This window comes from Syntrophaceticus schinkii (assembly GCF_000946815.1).
GTDB lineage: Bacteria > Bacillota > DSM-12270 > Thermacetogeniales > Thermacetogeniaceae > Syntrophaceticus > Syntrophaceticus schinkii.
In genome coordinates this window covers 14466-38866 of record NZ_CDRZ01000090.1, presented here as the reverse complement: position 1 = coordinate 38866, position 24401 = coordinate 14466, and the positions used below count along the sequence as shown (strand labels likewise).

Below are 24401 nucleotides of genomic sequence, written 5' to 3'. Positions count from 1 at the left end.
GTTCCTTTTTTCGATTAAAATTATTTCTTTCTGTCTCTGGAAACCCTTGTGACCGGCCAGTAGTTAGTTAGAGGCTATGCGTCAGTTCTGTATAGTCGTTTGGTTTTTGTTGGAACGACTATTTTGTTTTTATTTGATGTAATTATTTTGGGTAGAATATCGTTAATCGGGTGAAAGTATTTCATGGTGAGCCTGTGGTTGCCTTATAGAGTATGTTATGGAATTATGGTGAAAAATCGTGATAATGCCTGTAACTTATTAAATACGGGCTCATATGTGAATATCTCAATTTGCTTTCATAGATACCGTTAATATAAGATAGTTTTGGTAGCAACTAATTATTAAAGGAGGAATTAATCATGAAACTAAAAGGTTCAAAGACAGAGGCCAACCTATTGGCTGCTTTTGCCGGTGAATCACAGGCGAGAAACAAATATGATTATTATGCCTCTAAAGCAAGGAAAGACGGGTTTGTTCAGATCGCTAGTTTTTTTGAGGAGACTGCGAGAAATGAAAAGGAGCACGCCAAAATCTGGTTTAAGCTCTTGCATGACGGCATTCCCTCAACAGACGAAAACCTGAAGGATGCTGCCGCAGGTGAAAATTACGAATGGACAGATATGTACGCGGAGTTTGCAAAAACAGCAAAGGAAGAGGCTTTGCCAAGATTGCTTTTCTTTTCGAACATGTAGGCAAAATTGAAAAAGAGCATGAGGAAAGATATCTTAAGCTGCTGGAGAACATCAAAGAGGATCAGGTTTTTGTGCGAGAGGAAAAACAAGCCTGGAAGTGTGGCAACTGCGGCCATATCCATTATGGAGAAAAAGCACCTGAAATCTGCCCAGTCTGCGATCATCCCAGGGCGTATTTTGAGATCAAGGCTGAAAACTATTAATCTCGTTTCGGAAAGGTGGTCAAGCCCTGATGATGAAAGAACAGGTTGCATTTTATCGTTGTGAAACATGTGGCAATATTGTGGAGCTGATCAAAAACGGTGGCGGAAAGCTGGTGTGCTGCGGTAAACCTATGGCACAACTTGTGGCCAATACCACTGATGCATCACAGGAAAAACATGTCCCGGCAGTGTCCAGGGCAGACGGGGGACTGTCTGTTGATGTAGGCTCTGTGATTCATCCGATGACAGACAAGCATTACATAGAGTGGATTGCGGTAGTAACTGATAATGGCATCGAGAGAGTATCTCTTTCTCCGGGAGATGAGCCGAAAGCGGTTTTCTGCGAAAAGCCTGATGCCGATGTTTATGCCTACTGCAATCTTCACGGTTTATGGAAGGCAAACGGGTAAAGTATTTGGATGGAGGTGATTTATATGCAGCCGATCGAGATTAAACCCGGTGTGTACTGGGTTGGCGGTATCGACTGGGATCTCCGTTATTTCCATGGCTATGTTACACCCCACGGGTCAACCTATAACTCCTACCTGATCATGGATGACCAGATTACCCTCGTAGACACAGTCAAACATTACCTGGCAGATGAGATGTTGAGCAGAATTAGGGCCGTTGTGAACCCGGAGAAGATCGATTATATGTTGGTCAACCACGTAGAAATGGATCACTCCGGGAGTGTTCCGAAGGTTATGGAAGCAGCTCCGCAAGCAAAAATTGTCACCACACCGAAGGGGAAAAAAGGCTTAGAGATGCACTACAAACAGGACTGGGAGTATATCCTCGTCAAAACCGGTGAGGAACTGAAGATCGGTTCCCGTACCCTGAAGTTTGTGCAAACCCCTATGGTGCACTGGCCTGACAACATGGTAACCTACATACCGGAGGACAAGCTGCTGCTGTCCAATGATGCATTTGGCCAGCATATTGCCAGCACAGAACGTTTTGTTGATCAGCTGGGCTGGGATATCGTCCATGAGGCGGCAGCTTCCTACTATGCCAATATCGTTTTCCCCTATGGGGATCAGGTCAACAAGGCCCTGGATGTTGTGGAAACCCTCCCTCTGGAAATGATCGCCCCCAGTCATGGGCTCATTTGGGGGTCATATCTTCCCGAACTGCTCAAGGAATATCGTAAATGGGCGAGCAATGAAACCGACCGCAAGGCAGTGATAGTTTACGATACCATGTGGGGCTCTACCAGGGAAATGGCCCTGGCTCTTCAGGAGGGAATCGAAGACAGCGGTGTCCCTGTTACCATGAAATCCTTACAGACAAACCATATTTCGCAGATTGTGCCTGATATCTTAACAGCAAAACTGGTGCTGGTAGGGTCATCCACCATCAACAATGGGATGCTTCCGACTGTGGCCGCCTTTCTCACCTATATCAAAGGACTGCGGCCTAAGAAGCGCACAGGTTTTGCTTTTGGCTCCTATTGGCTGGGGAGGTCAGGGAGCCCGTGAAGTGGCTTCTGTACTACAAGAGATGGGCTGGGAAATGCCTGAGGAGACAGTGAATTTGCAGTACGTTCCCGGCAAAGAGGACCTGGATAATCTCAAGCAGGTTGGGGTCAAGCTTGCCGGGGCTATTGAATAGGAGGGGATAGAATATGGATTTAAAAGCACTGCACAGCGTCAGCTACGGTCTGTATGTGATTACATCCAAAGACGGTGAGCGGATCAATGGGCAGATTGCTAACACAGTTTTTCAGATATCCAGTGAACCACCTACAATTGCCATCAGTATCAATAAACAGAATTTGACCAACGAGTTGATTACGAAAAGCGGGTTATTTGCTGTTTCCGTCCTGCGCCAGGAAACTCCTCTCTCCCTGATCGGGCAGTTTGGTTTTAAGTCAGGCAGAGATGTGGACAAGTTCGCGGGTATCAATTACCGAACAACCCCGCAAGGTCTGCCCTATCTGGTAGATGATGCATTGGCCTCTATTGAAGCAAAAGTGATTCAAAGTGTAGATGCAGGAACACACAACATCTTTATCGGAGAGCTGACTGCAGCAGAGGTTTTAAAACAGAGCAACCCAATGACCTATGCCTATTATCACCAGGTGAAAAGAGGGAGCACCCCTCCATCTGCTCCCACTTATATCAAAGAAAATGAAAGGAGAAAGGGCATGGATATCTACGAGTGCACAATTTGCGGCTATGAATATGACCCCGCAGAGGGGGATCCGGAAAACGACATCGAGCCAGGAACACCCTTCGCAGAACTGCCCGATGAATGGGTTTGCCCTGTGTGCGGAGCAGGCAAGGATGCGTTTGAAAAGATCGGTTAAAAGGATTCTAATCCATATTTATATTGATGATGCTGCTCTCTTGAGAGCAGCATTTTTTTAATGAGTCAATCCTGGCATTTGCATACACTTTTTGTGGCATTCCGGGTATCCACGAATATACCACTATAATTAGTTGGTGAGGTGATTATGTGTTCACAAGTGGTCCAGAGTTTTGTGTCAATTCACGAATAAATCACCCAGGGAACATCAGCGGAACATCAGGGAATTCCCTTGACAAAGTTCATGTAATGGCGTATAAAGATATTTTGTGAGATAAAAGATTTCCTGGAGAGGTGACGCTAAATGCCGACTTATGATTACAAGTGTGAACACTGCGGCCGTTTCCAGGTCACGCAGCGTATTACCGAACCGGCTCTTGAAAAGTGCCCGACCTGTGGACAACCTGTGGAGAGGTTGATTTCCCGCAATGTGGCCATTGTTTTTAAGGGGTCTGGTTTTTACTGCACAGACAACAGGAAAGCCAGTTTCCATGAACAGAAAAAGCCAGCGGCCACTGAGGCCAAGAAGGAAGAGACCAAGGCCCCATCTGCCACTTAGGTTTTTACAGGTTTCTCAAATACCAGCCACGCTTTTAACAGCGTGGCTTGGTTTTTTTTCTGCATAAAAAAGGGTTAAAACGTTAATAATTGATCTAAAATGCAATGCCTTTGAGAGGTGAGTTTGTAAATGACTGAGAAAACAAAAGCGGTCAGGTATCAGCGCTTGGAAGGACGGGAGGATGTTTTTGATCTCTTCCGGCAGGTGGCAATTAAGATCCTCTGTCATCGTCATAAATCCAACTAAAGGGGGATACTCCTTTGCCTGTAACTTCTCTTTATTTAGAAATGACTGCCAGGGCTGTTATAGCTTTTCTTGCGATATTAATTATCGCCAGGGTGCTGGAAAAAGAGCGTGCAGGGCAGCTCACTTATTATGAGTATCTAGCAGGAATAACCACTGGTATTATCGCCGGGGGTATTGTCATCCAAACACGGATTAGTCCTTGGCCGCTGCTGTTGGCGCTATTTGTTTTTTCTATTTTGAATTATTTGGTGAGGTTTATTACCTTGAAAAGCCGTGTTGTCCGCAAAGTGCTGGCCGGAGAACCTGTTTTGATTATCCAGAATGGCAAGATCATGGAGCAGCATATGAAAAATGTTCAGTATAATATTGATGATCTGTTGATGCAGCTGCGCAGCCAGGGGGTATTTAACATATCTGATGTTGAGTTTGCTGTCCTGGAAGCTGATGGAAGGCTGAGCGTTTTGCTGAAATCGTCAAAGAAGCCGGTTACCGCAGAAGATCTTCAATTAGAGAGCCAGTACCAGGGACTGAGCAGTGAACTGATCATAGATGGGGTAATTATCTACCAAAACCTGGACCAGAACAATCTGGATGAGTCCTGGTTGATCAATGAACTTAAAAAACAGGGAATCCAGACCCCGGGAGAAGTACACCTGGCCATCCTTGATGCCCAGGGGAACCTTTATGTGGATAAAAAAGATGATGAGGTTGTTCATAATACCAGGATACAGGATGACCCGGGGGGATAGTGGCATTGAAAGCAGGCAATTCGGCGTCCCTTCAACTAAGGTGGCGCTCTTTTTATTTGCCTTAGCGTGCAAGGGGGACGGTTCCCGGCGCATTTCTGCGTGTAAGGGGGACGGTTTAGTGGTTGGTCGTTGGAAAAAGATGTTTGGGCGAGATTTATTATGTGCAGAGAGATATCCTCAATGCGGCGGAATGGTTGGTCGTTGGCCGTTGTTGCTCTGCCCCATAATGAGGTTATGAAGTTCCTCTACAAAAACCGCCTTCCTAAGCTTAGTTATGGGTGGTGAGTTGTCGACTGTTGGAAAGGGGGGATGCTCTGTGGGTTAAAAATAGATCAGGAGAACCGTCCCCCTGATCCTTTTGGCTGGTAAATGTACTATAATTAGACAGGAGGTTAGAATTAATGGTTTTATGTCGAGAAAAAGTAAGGGGGAGCGATGTGAATAGAATCGAATTTGGTACAGATGGTTGGCGGGCTGTTATAGCTAAGGAGTTTACTTTTGCCAATGTGTGCCTGGTAGCACAGGCCATTGCCAGCTTTCTGAAGGAATCCGGGCTATCCGGTCAAGGGGTTGTCATCGGTTATGACAGCCGCTTTCTTTCTGAGCAATTTGCAGCTGCTGTCGCTGGGGTGATGGCCGGAAACAACATCAATTCCTGGCTGACAGTGGATGCCACTCCAACTCCGGTTACAGCCTTTGCTATAAAAGCCCTGGATGCGGGTGGGGCGGTAATGATCACAGCCAGCCACAACCCCCCGGAGTACAATGGAATCAAGTTCATTCCCGAATACGCTGGTCCCGCCACCCCGGAGATAACAGAAGCCATCGAGAAAAATCTAGAGAACCTGCAGGTGGAGGAGGTCTGCTCTCTATCCGAGGATGCCGGGCGGGAGTGTGGCCTGATCCGTGATCTGGATGCCAAACCGCTTTATCTTGCTCATCTTCAAAAAATGTTAAATTATCGCTTTATTCATCGCGGCAGCATGAAAATTGTTCTTGATCCAATGTGGGGAGCAGGAAGGGGCTATCTAGAAGAGATAATCAAGGGAACAAAGATCGAGCTGGATGTTATCCATAATTATCGGGATGTATTGTTTGGTGGCTCCCTCCCGGAGCCTAATGAAAAAGGACTTGTTCCTTTGAAGGAAGCAGTTCTAGAGAAGGAAGCCGACCTGGGGCTGGCCCTGGATGGAGATGCCGACCGTTTCGGTGTGATCGACAGTAATGGTGAATACATGTCACCAAACGAAATGCTGCCTTTGATCCTCTATTACCTCATGGAAGACCGTAATTGGCGGGGTGCTGTGGCTCGCACTGTAGCCACAACCCACATGCTGGACCGCGTTGCAGATGAGTACGGGCTCCCGGTGATGGAGACTGCGGTTGGTTTCAAGTATATTGCCCAGTCTTTGATTAACCACCGCAGTGTCCTGGGTGGAGAGGAAAGCGGGGGTATGAGTGTTCAAGGGCATGTTCCGGAGAAGGACGGCATTTTGGCCATAGCACTTATTGTGGAAATGTTGGCCTGCAGGCGTAAATCCCTGAGAGAACTGAAGGAAGAACTTAACCGTGAGTTTGGCTGTCTGGTCAGTGCTCGCCTTGACCTGAAGTGTGACCATAAGAAAAAGGAAGAAGTTATTAACTTGCTGCGAGCGTGGTCGCCTGAGATGATTAGTGATCGGAAAGTGTCGAATCGTCTGACCATTGATGGGGTAAAGCTGCTTCTGGATGATGGGAGCTGGGTCCTAGTGCGTCCCTCGGGAACAGAACCGGTTTTCAGGATATATGTGGAAGCGAACAGCAGTGAACAGCTAGGTATGCTACAGAACAGTGTCCGTCAGCTCCTAGGCCTTTAAGTCCATAGTGTTTATATTTTCAGAAATATTTTCTAAAACCTGCAGGAAAGATCCCCGAATATGTCGAAATGGTTAAACATAACAAGGTAGAGAGCGGCTTCCAACCGCTCTAAAAGCAGGAGGTACTGGAGGGTGGAGGTCGAAGCACTTGATCGAGTTGTCAAAGAGACACTTAATGCAATAGAGAGAGGCCAGGATGCTATCTATGACATTGCCGAAAATACCCGCTGTGAATTGGAGCGGGTCCAGCAGGATCTAATTACGACTCAATGCGAAACTTTGGAGACGGTTCAGGAAATAGACAAGCTCACCCGGTTGGAAAAGCAATCACAGCTGTCTTTGGTGGATGTTAGCTGCAATCTTCATCAATACGATGAGGTGATGGTAAAGGAAGTCAGTGGAGTGTCCATGGACCTGCAGGTATGTCTACTCGCCCTGCAGGAGCAGGAAAATAATTTGCGCCGTCGGCGCATGGAATTAGAACGAAGCATGAAACGCCTTTCCCGGACCGTAGCGAAGGCGGAAACACTTATTACAAAAACCAGTATTGTCCTGCAGTTTTTCCAGGGCGCCCTTGCTCAAATCAATGTTAAACTTGATGATTTACAAAAGCAAGATGAAGGATTCAAGATTATCCTGGCTCAAGAGGAGGAACGCCGGCGACTTTCCCGAGAGATCCATGATGGCCCTGCCCAAGCAATGGCCAACATTGTTTTGCGGGCAGAATACTGTGAACAACTATTGATTCATGAGCCCAAACAACTGAAGTCTAAATTGGAAGAACTAAAAGATCTGACGCGCAGCACCCTTCAAGATATCAGAAGAATTATCTTTGATTTAAGGCCAATGGCCCTGGATGATCTGGGGTTAGCCGGGGGGGGGTGCGTCGCTTGCTTGAAGATCTTAAAGAACGGCACAGCCTGTCTGTTAAATTGCTTTTATTCGGCAGTGAGAGGAGGTACAGCAGAACCCTCGAACTGGCTGTTTTTCGAATCATCCAAGAGGCTGTGAATAATGTCCAGAAACATGCTGAATCCAGCGGGGCGACAGTGAAACTGGAACTACATCCCCAGCAGGTCCTTGCCGTCATCCAGGATGATGGCAAGGGGTTTGATCCGGAAATGGCAATGGAGAATAAGGAGCATTACGGGTTGCTGAATATGAGAGAACGCGCCCAGGTCCTAAAAGGTGATTTACAGGTGAACTCCGTATTGGGCAAGGGTACAGAGATAAATGTGGTAATTCCTGTTGGTGAGGAGGGGAGAACACATGGAGAAAATAAGAGTAGTTATTGCTGATGACCATCCCTTGATTAGAGAGGGTTTGCGAAGGGTACTGGAACTGGATGAAAATATAGAAATAGCCGGGGAGGTGGGTGATGGTCAGGGTGCCATAAATTTGGCCCGCAGCCTGCGTCCGGATATCATTCTCATGGATTTAAAAATGCCCGGCACCAGCGGGAAAGAAGCCAGTCGAGTGATTCGCAGGGAAATGCCGGATATTAAAATTATCATTCTTACTGTTGCTGAAGATGAAGAGATGCTGGAAGTGATCAAGGCCGGTGCCAGCGGCTACCTGTTAAAAGATGTGGAACCAGCTGAACTTATGAAGTCGATCTATGATGTTCTAGAGGGGAGACCCGCTTTTCACCCGGTGGTTACCGGAAGACTGCTTGGAGAATATAACCGCCTCAGCACAGCCACTGCAAAAGAAGAAGGGATCAGTGCCCTTACAGAAAGAGAAAAAGAAGTGTTGTCCCTGATCGCCATGGGAGAACCAAATCGTGGTATTGCTCGTATATTGTTTATCAGTGAAAAGACGGTGAAAAACCATATCACCAGTATCTTCCGCAAAATAAAAGTGACTGATCGCACCCAAGCCGCGATATATGCCATAAAAAACAACCTGGTAGAGCTTTAAAACCCTTAACCCCCCTTTTGTCTTACGCATATAGTGAAGGGGAGGGGGTAAAAATGGCCATTATGTTTTTATTGGTTCTCTCGGTGATTCTTCTCTGCGGCCTGGTTATCTTCACTGCTTTCCGAAAATCCTATCTGTTCCAACAGCTCCACTGTTTTGTCCCGGATCTCAGCCTTCTTCTTATCGTCCACAATCAGGCTCCCATCATCGAGGGAGCCATCAAAGAACTCCTATCCTATTATCAATCCTCACAGCGTTCCTTTGAACTGGTTGTTTATGATGACGCATCCACAGATGAGACCCCGGAAATCCTGCGTCGCCTGTTCCGCAAGCATAACTTTACCCTATTATACGGTAAAAATCTTCAAAGCTATAATGCAGCTTTGGATGCCGGTTTCGAAGTTTGCCAGGGAAAAGTCGTCCACTATTTTCTGCTCACAGAAAGAGTAGGACTAAGGACGGTCACTTCCCTGGCCCGGTGCCTCTTACGGGGGGAAAAGATCCCTAATTTTGGAATTGCCTTCATGCCTGGCGTTATGTCTGGGACTAAAATCCGAAGCAGTAAGGACGAAAAGCCTTCTTTTGTAGGGACGACAGTCTAGCAGGAACCAGGATAGAGCACCTAAACAAATTAAGACCTCGGGACGATTCCTTATTTTGCTTGAAATGCCTATAATTTAATAGGACCTTACCGAAGTTCGACTTTTCAATCAAATAGGGACGAGATCCTAGTATAGTCCCAGAGAACTCAGGGCAGGGCAAAAATATGAGAAGGGAGGCAAAGAAATTGTTGAAACTTGCTAAAAGGTTTTTCTGTGAGGAAGAGGGACAAGGTATGGCGGAGTATGGGTTAATTTTGGCGTTGATTGCGGTAGCGGTTATAGCGGTGCTTGGGCTTATGGGTGACGGGCTCAAGGATATATTTAATGCAGTAAAGGATAAACTTGTAGTTCCAGCAGGTTAATAGCAGGGTAAAGCGTGGACGGAGTTAAAGAGCCAAAATGGCAACTGATGCCCTTACCAATGCCGCTGCTTCTCCAGCTACATAGAATAGCTTTGCAAGCGGATTAACTGAGTTTTATAAGTGATGGTAAAGGCCGGCTGGTTGTGAAGTGGGAAGTTTGAAGTGAGAAGCATGAAGTATGAAATGAGGTTGTTTGCGAAAGCAGGTGAAGGCGGTGCTTGCAGTTTTAGCAGATCTTGCCATCCTTATCGTAATCCTGATCTGCCTGATCACCGATCTGCGGGAGCGAAAGATCTACAACAAAGTAGTTTTCCCGGCTGCTGCAGCTGGGATTATCCTGAATACTGCTCACCAAGGATTGCCTGGATTGAGGACAAGTATCACCGGCCTGCTTGCAGGAGTTCTGATTTTTATAGTGCCCTTTGCCCTGGGCGGTCTGGGAGCCGGAGATGTAAAGCTTTTAGGTGCAGTGGGGGCTTTAAAGGGCCCCCTTTTTGCACTTTATACTGCACTGGCAACAGCACTGATCGGCGGTGTGATTGCCATCCTCGTTCTTTTGTGGCAGAGCCGGCTTCTGTCGACCCTGAAGCGCCTGGGTGTTGCTCTGGGTGTTTTGGGTAGGGGGGAGGGGGTAAGGGGGCACTGCTGTTCATTGATCGCACGCCCTACAGTTCTCTCATACCTTATGGTTTAGCCATTTTTCTGGGTACCATTGCTGCCTACTTGGTGAGTTAGTGGTTGGTGGTTGGTCATTAGTTGTTGGAAAAGGGATCGTCCTGTTGTCTGAAAAGAGTTCACGAAAACTACTCCTGCCCTGAAATAGACGTTGGATGCCGGAGGTTGGATGCACTGGGGGGTGAGGGAATGCTTTTTCAGTTTCGGAATAATCGGGGCCAGGCCATGCTAGAGTTTGCCCTGGTGCTTCCCATTCTGCTGCTCTTGGTTTTTGGAATTATCGATTTTGGTATTATTTTTTTTGATAATCTGGTGATTACACAGCTGCCCGCGAGGGCGCCAGGGTCGGGGTTGTAGGGGGGAAGTGATGTCGAGATCCTGGAGACTGTTGAGCGTATTGCTGGGAGTCTTGATGTGTCTCGTCTGCAGATAGAGATCGACCCGAACGACCAGTTAGGGCGTTCCCGGGGGGACAGCCTCAAGGTGGAGGTGCACTATAATGTTCCCATTCTGACTCCGATTATGGGACAAATTATCCCAAATCCATACCCCCTTGAGGCTGCTGCAATTATGCGCATGGAATGAGGAGGTGGCCAGTGTGTTTAAGAAATGCAGAGGGAAAATTCGCAAGCAGTTAGTTAACATAACACAAATGCTCTCCAAGGAGCAGGGGTCGGTTATTATCCTGGTAGCTTTAGGTCTGGTGGTCTTGTTGGGCTGTGCTGCTCTGGTAGTCGATATCGGCCTTCTTTACACCAGCAGGAGCCGTCTGGTGAATACGGCTGATGCCGCAGCACTGGCCGGTGCTCAGGAACTTCCTATGAATCCGCAGCTTGCGATGGATGTGGCCAGGGAATATGTGTTGGCCAATGGCATATCTGGGGATGAGTTGGTGATAGAGGTTGGTGCTGACAATCAGTCTATTACAGTGAAACCTCGACAGAATGTGCACTTTCTTTTCGCCCGGGTGCTGGGCTTCACAGACCAGGAGGTAAATGCTTCAGCAACCGCCTTTACAGGTTCTCTGACCGGGGCAATTGGAGTGGTGCCTTTCAGCATCGAGGAGCAAGAATTAGTAAAAGGAGCGGAATATCTCCTGAAACAGGGAGCCGGGACTGCTGTAGCCGACGCTGATGGCAAGATGCACGGCTGGTACAGTGCCTTGGCTTTTGGCGATGGTGGAGCCGATCAATACCGTGAGCATATAAAAAACGGCTGCCAGACGATTCTGCGGGTGGGAGACCGGATACCCATTGAAACCGGAAACATGTCTGGCCCCACATCTCAGGGTGTTGAGTACCGCATTGCGCAGTGTAAAAAAGGATGCACCCATAGCAACTTTGACCTGGAGTGTCCTCGGATTATGATTGTTCCGATGATCAAGGTGGTGAGCCCCGCAGAGGTAGAAATAGCTGGTTTTGCCGCCTTTTTCCTGGAAGGGGTGGGGGGCTCAGGAAATGAGAATTATGTGGTGGGGCGTTTTGTCAAAATGGTAGTCTCCGGGGAACTGGGTGGAGGAACTGATTATGGTGCATATGCAGTAAAACTGCTTTACTAAGGTTTTTTATCATTTCAGTTTCGATTAAGTCATGACACGGGTTTGAAAATGCGACTTAACTATCCTGAAAAGACATTCGTCTTCTTCAATGGGATAAGACCCCGGGGAATTTTATCTGTACCAACTACCAACCTAAAGAACAGAAGTCGGATACCGGAAGTCGGAAGTCTGAAAAGGTGGAATGTAAAGTGCGGCCCAAGTTGATGATTATTCTTGCTGTTATACTGGCACTTCTGGCTACTGGGATGTGCTATTTTTACCTACAAAATGCTGTGGAGAAAGCAGACCAAACAGAGAAAGCCCAGGTGGTCCAAGCCAGGGTGGAGATACCAAAAGATACTAATATTACTAAAGAAATGGTGGAACTGGTGAAGGTGCCTGTGGACTCCATTCACTCCAGGGCACTGCGCTCACTGGATGATGTGGTGGGCAAAATTGCCTTGGACGCTATTATACCTGGAGAGCAGGTGCTTCAAGACCGCCTTGTGAAAGAGGGGGATACGAAGGCTGGTTTGCCTTACCAGATCCCTGCCGGCAAGAGGGCGATCACTGTGGCGGTAGATGAGGTGGCGGCAGTGGGCTGGCATCTCCAGCCAGGTGACCATGTTGACATCCTGGGAATTGTGACTGCCGGAGAGCAGGGCAAGAGCTCAGTTGTGGTGCTTCAGGATGTGCTTGTCCTGGCTGTGGGCAAAAACACGCAGGTTACCCGGGAGCAGGAAACAGAAGCAACGATAGAGGTAAAAACAGTGACATTGGCTGTGACACTGCAGGAGGCGCGACCACTGATGTTTGCCAACGAGGAGGGTAAGATGCGGTTTGCCCTGCGCAGCCCGGTGGACCACGAACGGCAGACTATTGTTCCTTTCAGTATGGGTGAGTTTTTGACACCTAGCAGTTAATGTCATACATAGTGTGCTATGTCAAAGGCCTGGGAGAAAAGACAGGGGTGAGGGTCAATTGCAGGAGCACGAAAAGATTCGTGTTTTAATTGTAGATGATGTGCCGGAAACCTGCGAAAATATCAGGTGTCTGCTTAGCTTTGAGCACCGCATCGAAGTTGTGGGGGAGGCCCGTAATGGAGAAGAAGCTCTTAGTAAAGCAGAAACACTTAAGCCCGATATTGTTCTGATGGATATCAATATGCCTATTCTGGATGGTATTGCCGCAACAGAAGCTATCTCCTGTGGGATACCTGGCTGTGCAATTATTATCATGTCAGTCCAGGGAGAGCAGGAATACCTGCGTCAGGCGATGGTCGCCGGGGCCAGAGAGTACATCGTTAAGCCTTTCACCAGTGATGAACTGATTTCATCTATTTATCGCGTCTACGATCTCCTCCAAAGGCGTCAGGTCAAGCTGCAAAGTATTTCCGGTGTACAGGGGGATGACCCCGGCGGTCAGGTGATCACCGTGTTCAGTACTAAAGGTGGTGTTGGGAAATCTACGATAGCAGTGAACCTGGCTGCTTGCCTTTCCCAGGAGTTTGGTTTTTCCGTTGCTATAATGGATCTGGATCTGCAGTTTGGGGATGTGGCGGTGCTGCTCAACCTGATACCGCGCCAGACGATCTCCGATTTGGCTGCTGAGCTGAATCACCTTGACGAAGAACTCCTGGAGTCATATATGGTGCGGCATAGCTCCGGAGTGCGTGTTCTGACCGCCCCCTCTCGACCCGAATATGCTGAATTGGTCAGCGCCCAGCTTGTCGAAAAGGTAATCAAGCTTCTGCAAGAACGCTATGACTATGTGATCATCGATACCCCGGGGCTGTTCACTGACCCCAGTATGGTAGCCCTGGATTACGCTCAGCAGATCCTGTTAATTCTTTCTCTTGACCTGCCTACACTGAAAAACATCAAGCTTGGTATGGAGGTATTGGATTCATTACACCATAAAGAGAAGGTTAAGGTGGTTCTGAACCGGTCAACTCTGGAACTGGGGATCAGCTCTGAGGATGTGGAGATGAGCCTTGGAGTTTCTCTGGCAGCCAAACTGCCCAGTGATGGACGCATAGTTGTTGGAGCAGTCAATAAGGGCAAGCCCTTTGTTCTCAGCAATCCCCAGAGCAGGGTCGCTGAAAGTATGCGCTATCTGTCCCGGGATGTTGCGCGATCAAACCAAAAAGCAGCGGAATCCACTAAGAAACCCAGAGGGCTGTTTGGTGGCTTGCTGGGTGCACTGACGAACTAATAGAATTGACTGCAAAAGGGGTGGTATCATGTCTCTTCTCAAGAGGTTACAGAAAGAGGGATCCATCAGCGGGGAGACAGCGGTTCAGAGCGTACCCAGGGATAATACTTTTTGGAATCTAAAGTTTTCCCTTCACCAGCAGGTAGTGGAAAAGCTGGAACAAGAAATATCCGGTGAAACAGATAAGGTCAGTGAAGAGGAACGGGAACAGGCCGCAAACCAGATCAAGGAGATCATGGCAGAGCACTTGTTGGAAAAAGGGATCTCCATGTCCCGCAATGAACAGCAGCGGATGCTGCAGGAACTGCTGGATGAGGTCTTTGAGCTTGGCCCCATCAGTCCGCTGCTGAGGGATGAGACAGTATCTGAGGTGATGGTCAATGGCCCCTCACAGGTTTATGTGGAGAGAAATGGGGTTCTGGAAGAAACTGAGGTGCAGTTTCGGGATGACGCCCATGTTGCCCGGGTCATGGAAAAGATCGTCAGCCCCCTGGGGAGAAGAATCGATGAATCTTCTCCGATGGTGGATGCGCGGCTCAGCGATGGTTCCCGTGTCAATGCTGTTATACCTCCTCTTACCCTAAATGGGCCCACATTAACCATCAGGAAGTTCAGTAAAGACCCCTACAAGATCGACGATCTGATCCGGTTCGGTACACTTAGCGGGGAGATGGCTAAATTTATCGAGGCGTGTGTCAAGGCGCGTCTCAATATCATCGTTTCCGGGGGTACAGGTTCCGGTAAAACTACTACCCTTAATGTGCTGTCCTCCTTTATTCCGGAGGGGGAACGGATCGTAACTATTGAAGATGCAGCTGAGATTCAGCTTCACCAGAGACACTGGGTGCGCATGGAGTCGCGCCCACCCAATATTGAAGGGAGAGGGGCGATCACTATCAGGGACCTGGTGCGCAACTCTCTGAGGATGCGCCCTGACCGGATTGTTGTGGGAGAGGTGCGGAGTGGTGAGGCACTGGATATGCTTCAGGCGATGAATACCGGGCACGACGGGTCTTTGACTACCGGCCATGCCAACTCACCCAGGGATATGATGGCCAGATTGGAGACAATGGTGCTTATGGCAGGTGTTGATCTTCCTGTGCGGGCTATCCGTGAGCAGATCTCATCTGCTCTGGATCTTGTTGTTCATCAGAGCCGGATGCAGGATGGCAGTAGAAAAGTGACCCATCTCACAGAGGTGCAGGGGATGGAAGGGGATACAATTGTCATGCAGGATCTATTCATTTTTAAGCAGTATGGAGTTGAACAGCACCGTGTTGTAGGAGAGTTCAAGAGTACAGGAATCAGGCCGCGGTTTATGCATAAATTTGCGGATGCGGGTATCTCACTTCCGGACGAAATCTTCTATTAGCGGGGTGTCAGCATGATTCTGGCTTTGATTTTTACTTTTACAGCGACACTGCTCTTCATTATGGGGATTTACGGTCTGATTTCAGGTGACAGGCACCAGTTGGAGGCACGCCTGCTCCGTTATACCAGGCAGAATCCCCCGGATAGAAGTAAAGTGCCGGGTGAGAAAAAAGATATGGGGAGGTCTTTGCTGCGCTGGGGTGGGAGGTTTTTCGCTGCATTTAAGCTTTCTGATCGGGTGGAAGAGAGGCTTGCCCAGGCTGATTTCCCTTTAAGGGAGAGGAGTTTCTGTTCCTGATTCTGGTTCTTACTGTGGGTTTTCCCTTATTATTGATTTTGTTGACAGGAAACCTGCGCATAGCTATTTTCTGTGGGCTGATAGCTTGTATGCTGCCCTGGATTCACCTGAATATAAGGCGACAGAAGCGGCTGCAGCTTCTTAACAGCCAACTGGCAGACTCCCTGGGGATAATGACTAATGCCCTGCGGGCGGGCTACAGTTTTTTGCAGGGCATGGAGATGGTTGCTGCGGAAACCCCTCACCCTTTAGCCGGAGAGTACAAACGAGCACTGCGGGAGATGCAGTTGGGGACACCGACAGAGGTAGCCTTGAACAATATGTCCCGCCGAGTAGGGAGTGATGACCTGGAGTTGGTGATCACAGCCATCCTTACCCAGAGGCAGGTAGGAGGAAACCTTGCTGAAATTCTGTCCAATATTGCTGGGACGATACGGGAGAGGGTCAGGATCAAAGGGGAAATTAAGACACTTACTGCCCAGGGTAGGATCTCCGGGTTGATCATCGGGCTGCTGCCGGTGGTCCTGCTGGCACTCCTTTTGGTGATCAACCCCGGCTATATCGGCATGCTCTTTACTGAACCTATAGGAATCGCCCTTCTGGGGGGATCTGCCTGTGGGGAGGTTATAGGGGTTTTAATCATCAAGCGGATTGTAAACATTGAAGTGTGAATTTATTTGAAGGGTGGGTTATTGGGTGCTCTATTTTGCCTTAGCACTGGTCTTTGCCAGCAGCTGTCTGCTGATGGTGGGGATTTACCGGCTTATTTTCCAGGATCGCATCCTGATGGCCGGGCGCCTGGCACAGCTGAACAAGAACAAGCAAACCAACCCGAGGCTCCGGGATGACCTCCAACTGCCTTTGTGGCAGAGAATCGGGAAGCCACTGCTGAGCAAGGTGACGCGCCTCTTTACCCACCGCATGAGCAGTGAGAAGCGGGTTCAGCTTGATAAGCGTCTACAGGCGGCAGGTAATCCTATGGGGCTGGATGCCGGCGGTTTCCGGCTGCTGCAGGTGATTTTCACTGCTGTTACTGTTGGAGCAGTACTATTCCGGGGTTATGCCCTGGGAAGCTCCTTAAAAGATCTGCTTTTATTCTTGATCGTAGCTTTGGCTTGTGGAATGCTGCTTCCGGAATATCTTCTTTCTATGCGTATCAAGGAAAGGAGACGGGAAGTTGTCCGCGCTCTGCCGGATGTTCTGGATCTCTTGACAGTGAGCGTGGAAGCGGGTTTGGGTTTTGACCTTGCCCTGGTCAGGGTAACGGAAAGGTTTCCAGGAGTCCTGGCACAGGAACTGGGACGTGCTCTTCAGGAGATGAAGTTAGGCAGGTCGCGGCGGGAGGCCCTCCAGGATATGGCGGATCGCGTCGGTGCTGAAGACCTCAGCAACTTTGTAAGATCGCTGGTTCAGGCAGATCAGCTGGGTGTGGGAATGGGCAATATCTTGCGGCTGCAGTCCGATGAAATACGCCGCAAGCGGCGGCAGCGTGCAGAGGAACAGGCGATGAAGGCTCCGGTGAAAATGCTTTTTCCCCTGCTGTTCTTTATTTTTCCGGCCCTGTTTGTTGTGCTGTTGGGGCCAGCGATGATGCAAATATTCCGGCACCTGTAAATAGCTATATACATGTAAAGGAGAGGTTGAGATGGAGGTTTTCAACACCACACGAGGTGTTGTCCTGGTCCAGGATGTTGAAGTAGCCTTTGATTTTTGGAAGCGGTTCAAGGGACTGCTGGGAAGACGCTCCTTTCCTGTAGGCGCCGGTTTGCTTTTAAAGCCCTGCAATTCTGTTCACTCTTGCTTTATGGCATTTCCTTTTGATGTCCTGTTTTTGAATGAGGAAATGGTAATCGTCCACATCATCGAGTCGATGCACCCCTTCCGGTTCAGCCCCATTGTCCGAGAAGCGCGGTCTGTCCTTGAACTCCCTGCCGGTGTGGCCCGCCTGACCGGCAGCAGAGTGGGGGACAAGGTTTCTCTGCGCACCTGTTTCAGCTGAACTCCCGGCGCATTCTATCCTGCCAACTGATCTGCATTGTATAGAACTCTGCTATATTATCAGAGACAACCCTTGCTCTACAGCAGGGGATTTAGTATTCAGCTTTCTTCAAGGAAGAATCGAGGAAAAGCTGAAGCATGATTCCTTTGAGTTAAATCAAGCAGTCTATACTACGCTGTCTAAATGTTTTAGATTGTCGCTGGTCATATATAAGGGAGTGGCTCCTCGTGTATCTATAAATCTTATGACTTGCAGTAGAAATCGTCTTCTGGTTTATTCACAATGTATAGGAAAGCAGGAATTTCTATTTTGGCAAGGAATTATTACCAGAAAGTGAGCGATTGTGAAGTTGCTGGTTGGAACCTGTAGTAAGGGCGGGTTCTATAGTTTCTGATATCTATATATATGGTGAGCGGGTGTGGGCAAATTATTATTTCAATTATATTCAGCTGAAGGCAATGGGAAGAAGGTGCTTTTCCTCTCATCTGTTCCCTCCTTTGATCGCGCCTTTCTTAAACAAAAGGGGTATGAGTTCTTTGACCTGGTTACTCCTCCCCTGCCCCTGGGGACTGCAGCCCGTGTATATTTTGAACTGTATAAAAAATATAATCACAGGCAGGGTGTGACCGATAATTTGCTGGCTGTGGAAAGTATTAGGGATCACTGCCGCCGATCGCTGTATAGGTTGGGGCTAAGGGATGTCTATGCTTGTAAAGGTGATCTGGCAACTGCTGATGATCTCCTTTTTCCGGACCGCGAAGAGTTGCAGGATGTGGAGAAACTCCTAAAAGGGCGGCTTTTGTCCATACAGGAGATCTTTCGTTTTATAGGGTCCGCTAGCCGGGAGGCCCTTGCCCTGTCTCTTCAGTGTCTCTGCCTGGAAAGGAGAGCCCTGCTGCTGCCTGCTTTATATCTTGTGAAAGGGAGTCTTGTTTACTGTCAGCGCTGCGGGTGGGAGGGTATTCCTGAGCCCCGGTCCTGTGCCAGGTGCGGCAGTAAACAGTGCTGCAGCTGTCCAGAATGTGGAGTTCTGGGGAATCTCTGTTTTTGTGACCAGCTGTATACGGCATATGACAGTTCACTAGTGGAAAGAGATTTTCTCAGTGCGGGATTTTGGAGGCTGCTGAAGGGGGATGGTGGCACGAGGGGCGGCCATGGCCGTTATGGCCGCCAGGAGATTTTCTGCTGCCCTCTGGTTTTAGGGGTTTCTAACGAGGGCTTATCTGTCAGAGCAGACGACAATGCAGTCCAGGCGGCACTGTCAGAAGATGAAAGCAGAGCCGAAGCGAGGAAATCTTTCGGAACCTGCCCTGGAAGTTCCTTCAAACTTCCGACTTCCGACCTCCGGCATCCGGCTTTTATTTTACCTTCAGCTGAGGAAATCTCTGCGGCCGGTGATAAACGTAGGACGGCGAAATATGCGAAACTGCTGGGGGAGATCCGCTTCACACCCTCCCAGGAGAGTGCGGCAGATACCCTGTTGAAATTTGGCAGAGAGGGAAAACCAGGGGGGAAATGTCTTGTCTGGGCAGCCTGTGGAGCCGGGAAGACAGAGGTCTCCTTTCCCCTGATCGATGAAGTTTTGCGGCATGGGCAGGAGGTGCTGTTTGCTACCCCCAGGAGGGATGTGGTATTGGAGATTGCGCCCCGTATGGCCAAGGCCTTTGGAGAGGGTCGTGTCAATGCTCTCTACGGGGGCAGCGGCGGTCATGGAAAAGATGTTCCACTGGTTGTAGCAACAACACACCAGACACTCCGCTTTTACCGCCGTTTTGACCTGGTGATTCTCGATGAAGGTGATGCCTTTCCCTTTCCGGGGAGCAGGATGCTTCACTTTGGTGTAGAAAAGGCCCGCTTGTTTGGGGGGAAGCTTGTATACCTGACAGCTACTCCGGCTCCCTGGATGTTTGCGCGGAGCAGTGAGGTTGAGGTCATCAAAATACCTGTCCGCCCACATGGTTTTCCCCTTCCGGTTCCGGAATTTCTTAATGTAAGCCCCTTTAAAACTTCCGGAAAAAGGCTGCTCATTAATCGCAGAGTTCTTGACATCACAGCCGAACTTTTAAAAAAGCCGGAGGCCAGATTGTTTATCTTTGTTCCTTCGGTTGCCCTTACATCTCAGGTAGGAGAGGCTTTACGGTCAGCAGCCGGAAAGCCCCCTCTGGAACACCTGGATGCACAGGGTGTCGAATGGACACATGCCAGTGATAGGGATCGTGCCCTGAAAAGGGAGCGCTTCTTTGCGGGGGAATTTCCTGTGCTGGTGACGACAACCATTATGGAGCGGGGGGTTACAGTACCCCGGGTCCATGTACTGGTCCTGGCTGCCGGGCAGGAGGGGGTTTTTGATGCACCTACACTGGTGCAGATCGCCGGCCGTTGTGGACGCAGCCCTAAATATCCCACAGGTGAGATATGGTTTATCTCCTCCGGGGCAAGCAGATCGATGCGGGAAGCGAGGGCACAGATCATCGGACTGAACAGGGAAGCTATGCGCAGGGGTTATCTGCGGGAGGATTGGGAAAAAGTACTCAGTAGATTTTGAAATACAGATGTGGGACGGTTTCGGTATTAATGGTGGTTAGTAATTTAGTGGTAAGTGGTAAGTGGTTAGTGGTTAGTCGTTGGAAAAAGGATTACTAGTTCGGTCAAGACATGGGTAACACAAATGGTTCAACACATAGGTAACACTCCGCAGGGTGAAAATAGATCAGGAGTGTGGATCAGAAGAACCGTTTCTGATTCATGGGAGGTGGTATTTTGCTGTCTGGGGTAACATCTGCTGTAAGAGGGCTTTTTTTTCCTGAGGGAGCAGGGTGCCCTGTTTGCGGGCGCAGGGGGTCTCCGCGGCACCTCTGCCGCGTATGTGTGGAGATGTGGGCTGAGCTGGCATATGGTCTCACCCCGTGTGAAAAGTGTGGCCGCTTTCAAAGTGTGAAAGAAGAGGAAAAGATCTGTCCTGACTGCAGGAATAGTGAACCACCATATTGTATTGCGCGGGGTGTTGCTCCTTATGAGGGGGCTGTAAGGGAGGCTTTGCATGACTTCAAGTTTTGTGGGAGGAGGGAGCTTGCCTACCCTTTTGGCGAGCTGATGGCATCGATGGCTGTTTCAATCTTTCCTGTTCGTTCTATTGCAGCTGTTATACCGGTACCACTGCATGAAAATCGCCTCAGGGAGCGTGGCTTTAATCAGGCAGCTCAACTGTCAGAAGTGGTGAGCCGGATTCTCAAAATTCCTATGGCTGGAGAGGCATTGGTTCGCCTTAGGGAAACCCCGAGCCAGACATCCCTTAGCAGGGAGCAGCGCCAGGCCAACCTGAAAGGCGCCTTTGAGGTTGGAAAACAGCCTCCGATGATCAAGGGTAAGACCGTTTTGCTGGTGGATGATGTCTACACTACTGGGGCCACAGTTCAGGAGTGCAGCAGAGTGCTGGTCGATTTCGGGGTGAAAGAGATCTATGTGGTTACACTGGCTTCCGGTATACTGATATCTTCTCATAAAGGGTAGTGTAAAGTTTAAGTAGGTAAAACGGGGTCAAAAATAGAAGTGAGACCTCAACAAGTATTCTTTGGAAGAATACTAACCCCCCAACAAAGAAGGATGAGGTCTCATTTTCGAGGTTCAATAATTGATGTCTTTATTCCTGTTATTAAAGGGATTGCCTGACTTCCCGTAGTATTATAATTAGTGTTAACAAAAGTGAATTATTGATTCAAAAAGGGGGGAATTACTTGATTTCATTTCTTTTCTTGCTGCTTTTGGTTCCAATGCTGCTGGTTCTTGTCTTCTTCAATGTAGCAACCTTTTCTTTTTCCCGTCTCGGCATGTCCCAGCAGGGTGCATTTCTGTTTTTGACGGCTTCGATTATCGGCAGTTTGATCAATATACCTCTTTCGCGGCGGCGGATACAGGTGCAGGGTCGCCAGGCACATCCCCTGTCAACGTATTTCTTTTATTACCCTCCTGTTGTGCAGGAGCAGGTGGTCTGCATAAATGTGGGAGGAGCCGGACTGCCAGCTGTTCTTTCCCTCTACCTGCTTCTGGGTGGAAGGGCACCCTTTTGGCCTGCCTTTTTTGCTCTCATAGCTGTCACTGTTGTAGCTAAGTTGATGGCCAAACCTAAACCGGGTGTCGGTATTGTGATGCCTGCTTTTATTCCTCCCCTTGTTGCTGCTGCCGCCGCCCTAATCCTGGCACCTCAAGGTTATACTGCCCCGGTGGCGTATGTGGCGGGAACGATGGGTACACTGATCGGGGCCGACCTTTTGAACTGGAAATACTTTAAGAGCCTGGGGGGGCAGATGGTGAGCATCGGAGGAGCAGGTATATTCGATGGAATCTTTCTTGTGGGCATAATAGCCGCATTTTTGGGCTGATTCCTCGTTTTACCCGGGGAATGCCAGCTCTACTATTTGGTCGACATAATTCTGTCGTTCCTCTGCACTGAGCAGTGGGATGTTGTGCTGTGCCACAGTAAGGGCGGCTTTTCTGCTTCCCTCTGCCAGACAGCGGGCACACTCCGCATCTGCTCGAATGGGAGCATAAGATTTGGGTAAGGCATCTGTGATCAAGGCAATGATCTCTCCTGTACAGCGGGCGATCTCCAGGGGGATCTCTGTTGCTTTTCCCGGACCCAGGGGATCTCCCTCTACAAAATACTTAATGGCAAACCCGTCCTCCTGGGCGAGGGATAGAGATCTTTCTAAGAATAGTTCTGCCTGGTGAAGTGTCTCTTCCCAGAATAGTTTCCTGTTTTCGCTCTCTTCTTTACTCGCTTCACCCGCTGATAGATCCTCGCTGATTTTGCGCAGATTCACCCGGCAGACCATGGCAAACAGGGCTGCGGCGTGAGCGGCAGTCATAGCAGCGGAGGATCCGGCACTGGGGTAGAGAGAATCTGCCGACAGTTCCTGAAAATACGCTGTTAGTTGATAATCTTTGATGATCGGTATATTGTCCATAGCTGTCCCCTTCCTTTCTTTAAAATTTGAGTATTAAGCTTATTATACAATAAGGGGTCAGGCTTGAGTAATTGAGTTATTTAGTTTTTTGCCGGTGCCGCCTGGGTGGTATTGATACCTGCCTGGAAAATAGAGGTTGGAGACAGTAAGTCAGATGTCTGAAGTGCCCAGGAACTGCTTTACACTGGTTGCACAATATTACCTGATTTCAGAGGGAAGTTGGTGCCGGTCACAACCAGATGACTGTCATTGTTTAGGAGGAAAGCTTAATGAAGTTTCTTATTTTAGCAAATGGGGAGTACGGTGAGCTTGACTGGTACCGGAAGCAGCAGGGTTTCGACCGCGTTATTTGTGCTGACGCAGGAGCATCGATGGCCTTACAAATCGGAATTGAGCCCCAACTGGTTATCGGTGATCTGGATTCTATCGGGAAAAAGGAGCTTGAACAACTTAAAACTGCCGGCTGTAGGTTTTTGGTCTATCCTGTGGAAAAGGATTACACCGATACACACCTGGCCTTGATGCTGGCGGAAAAAGAGGGAGCCACTGAAGTTACTGTATGGGGGGGTACAGGCAGCAGGCTGGACCACACCCTGGGGAGCATTTTTTCTGCAGCTGTATTAGCCGAACAAGGTATTGCGGTACGTTTTGCCTCCCCTGCCCAGATGATTTATCTTGTCTGTGACGAACTGAGACTGCCTGGCTGTCCTGGTGAAACGGTTTCGGTCATGGCCTTAGTGGGTAGGGCAAGAGGTGTTACACTGGAAGGCTTTTACTACCCACTTTCAGGTGTCACACTGGAAACCAGGAGCACTCTGGGTGTCTCCAATGTCATTACAACACCCGATCCATTAATTCGTGTTGAGCAGGGGATACTGACCGTTTTTCACTATCCTACCGTAAAAAAGAGGTCTGAGGCCGGAGGTCAAAGTGGTGGTTGGTAATTAGTCGTTTGCCGTTAGAAAAAAGATGGTGTTTAGCACACGGAAACATCGTCATTAGAAAAAGGACGGTTTCTGACACCTGGAAGCATCATGAACTGACTTGTCTGTTTTCATCCTCTGTTGGTTTCGCCATGAAGCGGCCTGGACATCTACCTTAAAAATAAAGGTCTGATGCCAGAAGTCGGAATAATTCAATTACTCAAGCCTGACCCCATGTAACAGAAGGATTATTCTCCAAAAAAACGAAGTAGTTAATATGTCAACTCCATTTCTCCCGGAGGAGGTGAAATCTTGAAAGAGGTACAAGTCGATGTGAGCAGGTGTGTGGGCTGTAAGTCGTGTGAAATAGCTTGTGCTGTTGAGCATTCGGAATCAAAAGAACTTTTCGGGGCTCTTTTTGAGGATGTCTTGCCACGAAAGCGTGTCTTTGTTCAGGCAGCAGGGGAGTGTTCTGTGCCTGTCAACTGCCGGCACTGTGAAGAAGCCTTCTGTGTGCGTGTTTGCCCCACCGGGGCCATGTACAGGGATGAAGCTTCTGGGACGGTACAGCACAACAGCCATCGCTGCATCGGGTGTGGCTTCTGTGAATTGGCCTGTCCCTTTGGTGCCATCGCCCGCAATCAGGGGAGCAAGGTTGTGGTCAAGTGTGACTGCTGTCCGGACAGAGAAACACCGGCCTGTGTCAGTGCCTGTCCTACTCAGGCGCTGCTTTATATGACACCGGAGGAGACGCAGCGCAGAAAGCTCCGCAGCCTTGCAGAACAGATGTGCCTGCCTGGAAAACAGAAGTCGGATGCCGGATGTCGGATGCCGGAAGTTCCATGAGCTTCCTGATGTTGTTTTATGACATTCCCTGATTACGGCTGCTGTTTTCACCTCTGCTGGCCTTAAAAACTACATATT

General features: G+C 48.9%; 31 protein-coding genes. 30 read left to right on the top strand and 1 reads right to left on the bottom strand.

What is annotated here, in order from left to right:
• Positions 1 to 359 precede the first annotated feature (359 nt).
• The 28 genes from SSCH_RS22300 (at position 360) to SSCH_RS05180 (ending at position 21969) form a co-directional block, all read left to right on the top strand.
• Positions 360 to 692, top strand: coding sequence for a rubrerythrin family protein (locus SSCH_RS22300; protein WP_332306905.1), 333 nt, complete (start codon positions 360 to 362; stop codon positions 690 to 692).
• Positions 611 to 895: a rubrerythrin family protein gene (locus tag SSCH_RS22295; protein ID WP_332306904.1), complete on the top strand. Its 285-nt coding sequence runs from the start codon at positions 611 to 613 to the stop codon at positions 893 to 895. Before SSCH_RS22300 ends, SSCH_RS22295 begins: the two co-directional genes overlap by 82 nt.
• A 29-nt stretch (positions 896 to 924) precedes the next feature.
• Positions 925 to 1305, top strand: coding sequence for a desulfoferrodoxin (locus SSCH_RS05285; protein ID WP_332306903.1), 381 nt, complete (start codon positions 925 to 927; stop codon positions 1303 to 1305).
• A 24-nt stretch (positions 1306 to 1329) separates the two neighbouring features.
• The gene (locus tag SSCH_RS05280) at positions 1330 to 2373 is read left to right on the top strand and encodes an FprA family A-type flavoprotein (protein WP_232294231.1); all 1044 of its coding nucleotides are present in this window, start codon (positions 1330 to 1332) and stop codon (positions 2371 to 2373) included.
• 1 nt (position 2374) lies between these two features.
• Complete coding sequence (locus SSCH_RS20800) at positions 2375 to 2506, top strand: hypothetical protein (protein WP_269746122.1); 132 nt, start codon at positions 2375 to 2377, stop codon at positions 2504 to 2506.
• Positions 2507 to 2519: 13 nt separating this feature from the next.
• Positions 2520 to 3203, top strand: coding sequence for a flavin reductase (locus SSCH_RS21735; RefSeq protein ID WP_044664557.1), 684 nt, complete (start codon positions 2520 to 2522; stop codon positions 3201 to 3203).
• A gap of 303 nt (positions 3204 to 3506) precedes the next feature.
• Positions 3507 to 3761: an FmdB family zinc ribbon protein gene (locus tag SSCH_RS05270; RefSeq protein WP_044664556.1), complete on the top strand. Its 255-nt coding sequence runs from the start codon at positions 3507 to 3509 to the stop codon at positions 3759 to 3761.
• Positions 3762 to 4021: 260 nt separating this feature from the next.
• A complete protein-coding gene (locus SSCH_RS05265) occupies positions 4022 to 4756 on the top strand; it encodes a YetF domain-containing protein (RefSeq protein ID WP_232294230.1) in 735 nt (244 codons plus the stop codon).
• Between the two features lie 437 nt (positions 4757 to 5193).
• Complete coding sequence (locus SSCH_RS05260) at positions 5194 to 6612, top strand: phosphoglucomutase/phosphomannomutase family protein (RefSeq protein WP_232294229.1); 1419 nt, start codon at positions 5194 to 5196, stop codon at positions 6610 to 6612.
• Positions 6613 to 6744: 132 nt separating this feature from the next.
• Entirely contained in the window at positions 6745 to 7623 is an 879-nt protein-coding gene (locus SSCH_RS05255) for a histidine kinase (RefSeq protein ID WP_052835351.1), read from the top strand.
• Positions 7620 to 7910, top strand: a complete 291-nt coding sequence (locus tag SSCH_RS16295; RefSeq protein ID WP_052835350.1) for a sensor histidine kinase — start codon at positions 7620 to 7622, stop codon at positions 7908 to 7910. The genes SSCH_RS05255 and SSCH_RS16295 overlap by 4 nt, the downstream gene beginning before the upstream one ends.
• Positions 7882 to 8532, top strand: coding sequence for a response regulator (locus SSCH_RS05250; RefSeq protein WP_044664554.1), 651 nt, complete (start codon positions 7882 to 7884; stop codon positions 8530 to 8532). The genes SSCH_RS16295 and SSCH_RS05250 overlap by 29 nt, the downstream gene beginning before the upstream one ends.
• A 53-nt stretch (positions 8533 to 8585) precedes the next feature.
• Entirely contained in the window at positions 8586 to 9134 is a 549-nt protein-coding gene (locus SSCH_RS05245) for a glycosyltransferase family 2 protein (RefSeq protein ID WP_044664553.1), read from the top strand.
• Positions 9135 to 9298: 164 nt separating this feature from the next.
• Positions 9299 to 9496 (top strand): Flp family type IVb pilin, encoded by a 198-nt coding sequence (locus SSCH_RS05240; RefSeq protein WP_044664552.1) that lies wholly within the window; start codon positions 9299 to 9301, stop codon positions 9494 to 9496.
• A 205-nt stretch (positions 9497 to 9701) separates the two neighbouring features.
• Complete coding sequence (locus SSCH_RS05235; protein WP_198142184.1) at positions 9702 to 10190, top strand: A24 family peptidase; 489 nt, start codon at positions 9702 to 9704, stop codon at positions 10188 to 10190.
• A 62-nt stretch (positions 10191 to 10252) separates the two neighbouring features.
• Complete coding sequence (locus SSCH_RS16290) at positions 10253 to 10528, top strand: TadE/TadG family type IV pilus assembly protein (protein WP_156972111.1); 276 nt, start codon at positions 10253 to 10255, stop codon at positions 10526 to 10528.
• 57 nt (positions 10529 to 10585) lie between these two features.
• Complete coding sequence (locus tag SSCH_RS18160) at positions 10586 to 10756, top strand: hypothetical protein (RefSeq protein WP_156972110.1); 171 nt, start codon at positions 10586 to 10588, stop codon at positions 10754 to 10756.
• 13 nt (positions 10757 to 10769) lie between these two features.
• On the top strand, positions 10770 to 11729 hold the full coding sequence (locus tag SSCH_RS05225) for a pilus assembly protein TadG-related protein (protein WP_044664551.1): 960 nt from the start codon (positions 10770 to 10772) through the stop codon (positions 11727 to 11729).
• A gap of 188 nt (positions 11730 to 11917) precedes the next feature.
• On the top strand, positions 11918 to 12631 hold the full coding sequence (gene cpaB, locus SSCH_RS05220; RefSeq protein ID WP_044664550.1) for a Flp pilus assembly protein CpaB: 714 nt from the start codon (positions 11918 to 11920) through the stop codon (positions 12629 to 12631).
• A gap of 58 nt (positions 12632 to 12689) precedes the next feature.
• The gene (locus SSCH_RS05215; protein ID WP_044664549.1) at positions 12690 to 13922 is read left to right on the top strand and encodes a CpaE/TadZ family protein; all 1233 of its coding nucleotides are present in this window, start codon (positions 12690 to 12692) and stop codon (positions 13920 to 13922) included.
• Between the two features lie 28 nt (positions 13923 to 13950).
• Complete coding sequence (locus tag SSCH_RS05210) at positions 13951 to 15294, top strand: TadA family conjugal transfer-associated ATPase (protein ID WP_044664548.1); 1344 nt, start codon at positions 13951 to 13953, stop codon at positions 15292 to 15294.
• A 12-nt stretch (positions 15295 to 15306) separates the two neighbouring features.
• Positions 15307 to 15591: a hypothetical protein gene (locus SSCH_RS18155; RefSeq protein ID WP_052835347.1), complete on the top strand. Its 285-nt coding sequence runs from the start codon at positions 15307 to 15309 to the stop codon at positions 15589 to 15591.
• A gap of 14 nt (positions 15592 to 15605) precedes the next feature.
• Positions 15606 to 16262, top strand: a complete 657-nt coding sequence (locus SSCH_RS05205) for a type II secretion system F family protein (RefSeq protein ID WP_052835346.1) — start codon at positions 15606 to 15608, stop codon at positions 16260 to 16262.
• A 25-nt stretch (positions 16263 to 16287) separates the two neighbouring features.
• The gene (locus SSCH_RS05200; RefSeq protein WP_052835345.1) at positions 16288 to 17205 is read left to right on the top strand and encodes a type II secretion system F family protein; all 918 of its coding nucleotides are present in this window, start codon (positions 16288 to 16290) and stop codon (positions 17203 to 17205) included.
• Between the two features lie 31 nt (positions 17206 to 17236).
• Positions 17237 to 17590, top strand: a complete 354-nt coding sequence (locus tag SSCH_RS05195) for a DUF192 domain-containing protein (protein ID WP_044664547.1) — start codon at positions 17237 to 17239, stop codon at positions 17588 to 17590.
• A gap of 418 nt (positions 17591 to 18008) precedes the next feature.
• Positions 18009 to 20135: a helicase-related protein gene (locus SSCH_RS16280; protein ID WP_052835344.1), complete on the top strand. Its 2127-nt coding sequence runs from the start codon at positions 18009 to 18011 to the stop codon at positions 20133 to 20135.
• A 215-nt stretch (positions 20136 to 20350) separates the two neighbouring features.
• Positions 20351 to 21100 carry a ComF family protein gene (locus SSCH_RS05185; RefSeq protein WP_052835343.1) on the top strand — a complete coding sequence of 250 codons (750 nt, stop codon included), beginning with the start codon at positions 20351 to 20353 and terminating at the stop codon, positions 21098 to 21100.
• 224 nt (positions 21101 to 21324) lie between these two features.
• Entirely contained in the window at positions 21325 to 21969 is a 645-nt protein-coding gene (locus SSCH_RS05180; RefSeq protein ID WP_232294228.1) for a DUF1614 domain-containing protein, read from the top strand.
• A gap of 9 nt (positions 21970 to 21978) precedes the next feature.
• On the opposite strand, the gene SSCH_RS05175 is transcribed toward SSCH_RS05180, so the two are convergent.
• Positions 21979 to 22554 carry a cyclodeaminase/cyclohydrolase family protein gene (locus tag SSCH_RS05175; protein WP_044664545.1) on the bottom strand — a complete coding sequence of 192 codons (576 nt, stop codon included), beginning with the start codon at positions 22552 to 22554 and terminating at the stop codon, positions 21979 to 21981.
• A gap of 269 nt (positions 22555 to 22823) precedes the next feature.
• Here SSCH_RS05175 and SSCH_RS05170 point away from each other — a divergent pair, with 269 nt between their 5' ends.
• On the top strand, positions 22824 to 23498 hold the full coding sequence (locus tag SSCH_RS05170; protein WP_044664544.1) for a thiamine diphosphokinase: 675 nt from the start codon (positions 22824 to 22826) through the stop codon (positions 23496 to 23498).
• A gap of 291 nt (positions 23499 to 23789) precedes the next feature.
• A complete protein-coding gene (locus SSCH_RS05165) occupies positions 23790 to 24323 on the top strand; it encodes a 4Fe-4S dicluster domain-containing protein (protein WP_044664543.1) in 534 nt (177 codons plus the stop codon).
• The last annotated feature ends 78 nt before the right edge of the window (positions 24324 to 24401 follow it).

What these genes read in the sequence shown, in the direction of transcription:
- SSCH_RS05210 (WP_044664548.1), top strand. Translation starts at nt 13,951, where the DNA reads ATGTCTCTTCTCAAGAGGTTACAGAAAGAGGGATCCATCAGCGGGGAG.
- SSCH_RS05270 (WP_044664556.1), top strand. Translation starts at nt 3,507, where the DNA reads ATGCCGACTTATGATTACAAGTGTGAACACTGCGGCCGTTTCCAGGTC.
- SSCH_RS05195 (WP_044664547.1), top strand. Translation starts at nt 17,237, where the DNA reads ATGGAGGTTTTCAACACCACACGAGGTGTTGTCCTGGTCCAGGATGTT.
- SSCH_RS05280 (WP_232294231.1), top strand. Translation starts at nt 1,330, where the DNA reads ATGCAGCCGATCGAGATTAAACCCGGTGTGTACTGGGTTGGCGGTATC.
- SSCH_RS05285 (WP_332306903.1), top strand. Translation starts at nt 925, where the DNA reads ATGATGAAAGAACAGGTTGCATTTTATCGTTGTGAAACATGTGGCAAT.
- SSCH_RS05175 (WP_044664545.1), bottom strand. Translation starts at nt 22,554, where the DNA reads ATGGACAATATACCGATCATCAAAGATTATCAACTAACAGCGTATTTT.
- SSCH_RS05245 (WP_044664553.1), top strand. Translation starts at nt 8,586, where the DNA reads ATGGCCATTATGTTTTTATTGGTTCTCTCGGTGATTCTTCTCTGCGGC.
- SSCH_RS22295 (WP_332306904.1), top strand. Translation starts at nt 611, where the DNA reads ATGGACAGATATGTACGCGGAGTTTGCAAAAACAGCAAAGGAAGAGGC.
- SSCH_RS21735 (WP_044664557.1), top strand. Translation starts at nt 2,520, where the DNA reads ATGGATTTAAAAGCACTGCACAGCGTCAGCTACGGTCTGTATGTGATT.
- SSCH_RS22300 (WP_332306905.1), top strand. Translation starts at nt 360, where the DNA reads ATGAAACTAAAAGGTTCAAAGACAGAGGCCAACCTATTGGCTGCTTTT.
- SSCH_RS05240 (WP_044664552.1), top strand. Translation starts at nt 9,299, where the DNA reads ATGAGAAGGGAGGCAAAGAAATTGTTGAAACTTGCTAAAAGGTTTTTC.
- SSCH_RS05170 (WP_044664544.1), top strand. Translation starts at nt 22,824, where the DNA reads ATGAAGTTTCTTATTTTAGCAAATGGGGAGTACGGTGAGCTTGACTGG.
- SSCH_RS18155 (WP_052835347.1), top strand. Translation starts at nt 15,307, where the DNA reads ATGATTCTGGCTTTGATTTTTACTTTTACAGCGACACTGCTCTTCATT.
- SSCH_RS05250 (WP_044664554.1), top strand. Translation starts at nt 7,882, where the DNA reads ATGGAGAAAATAAGAGTAGTTATTGCTGATGACCATCCCTTGATTAGA.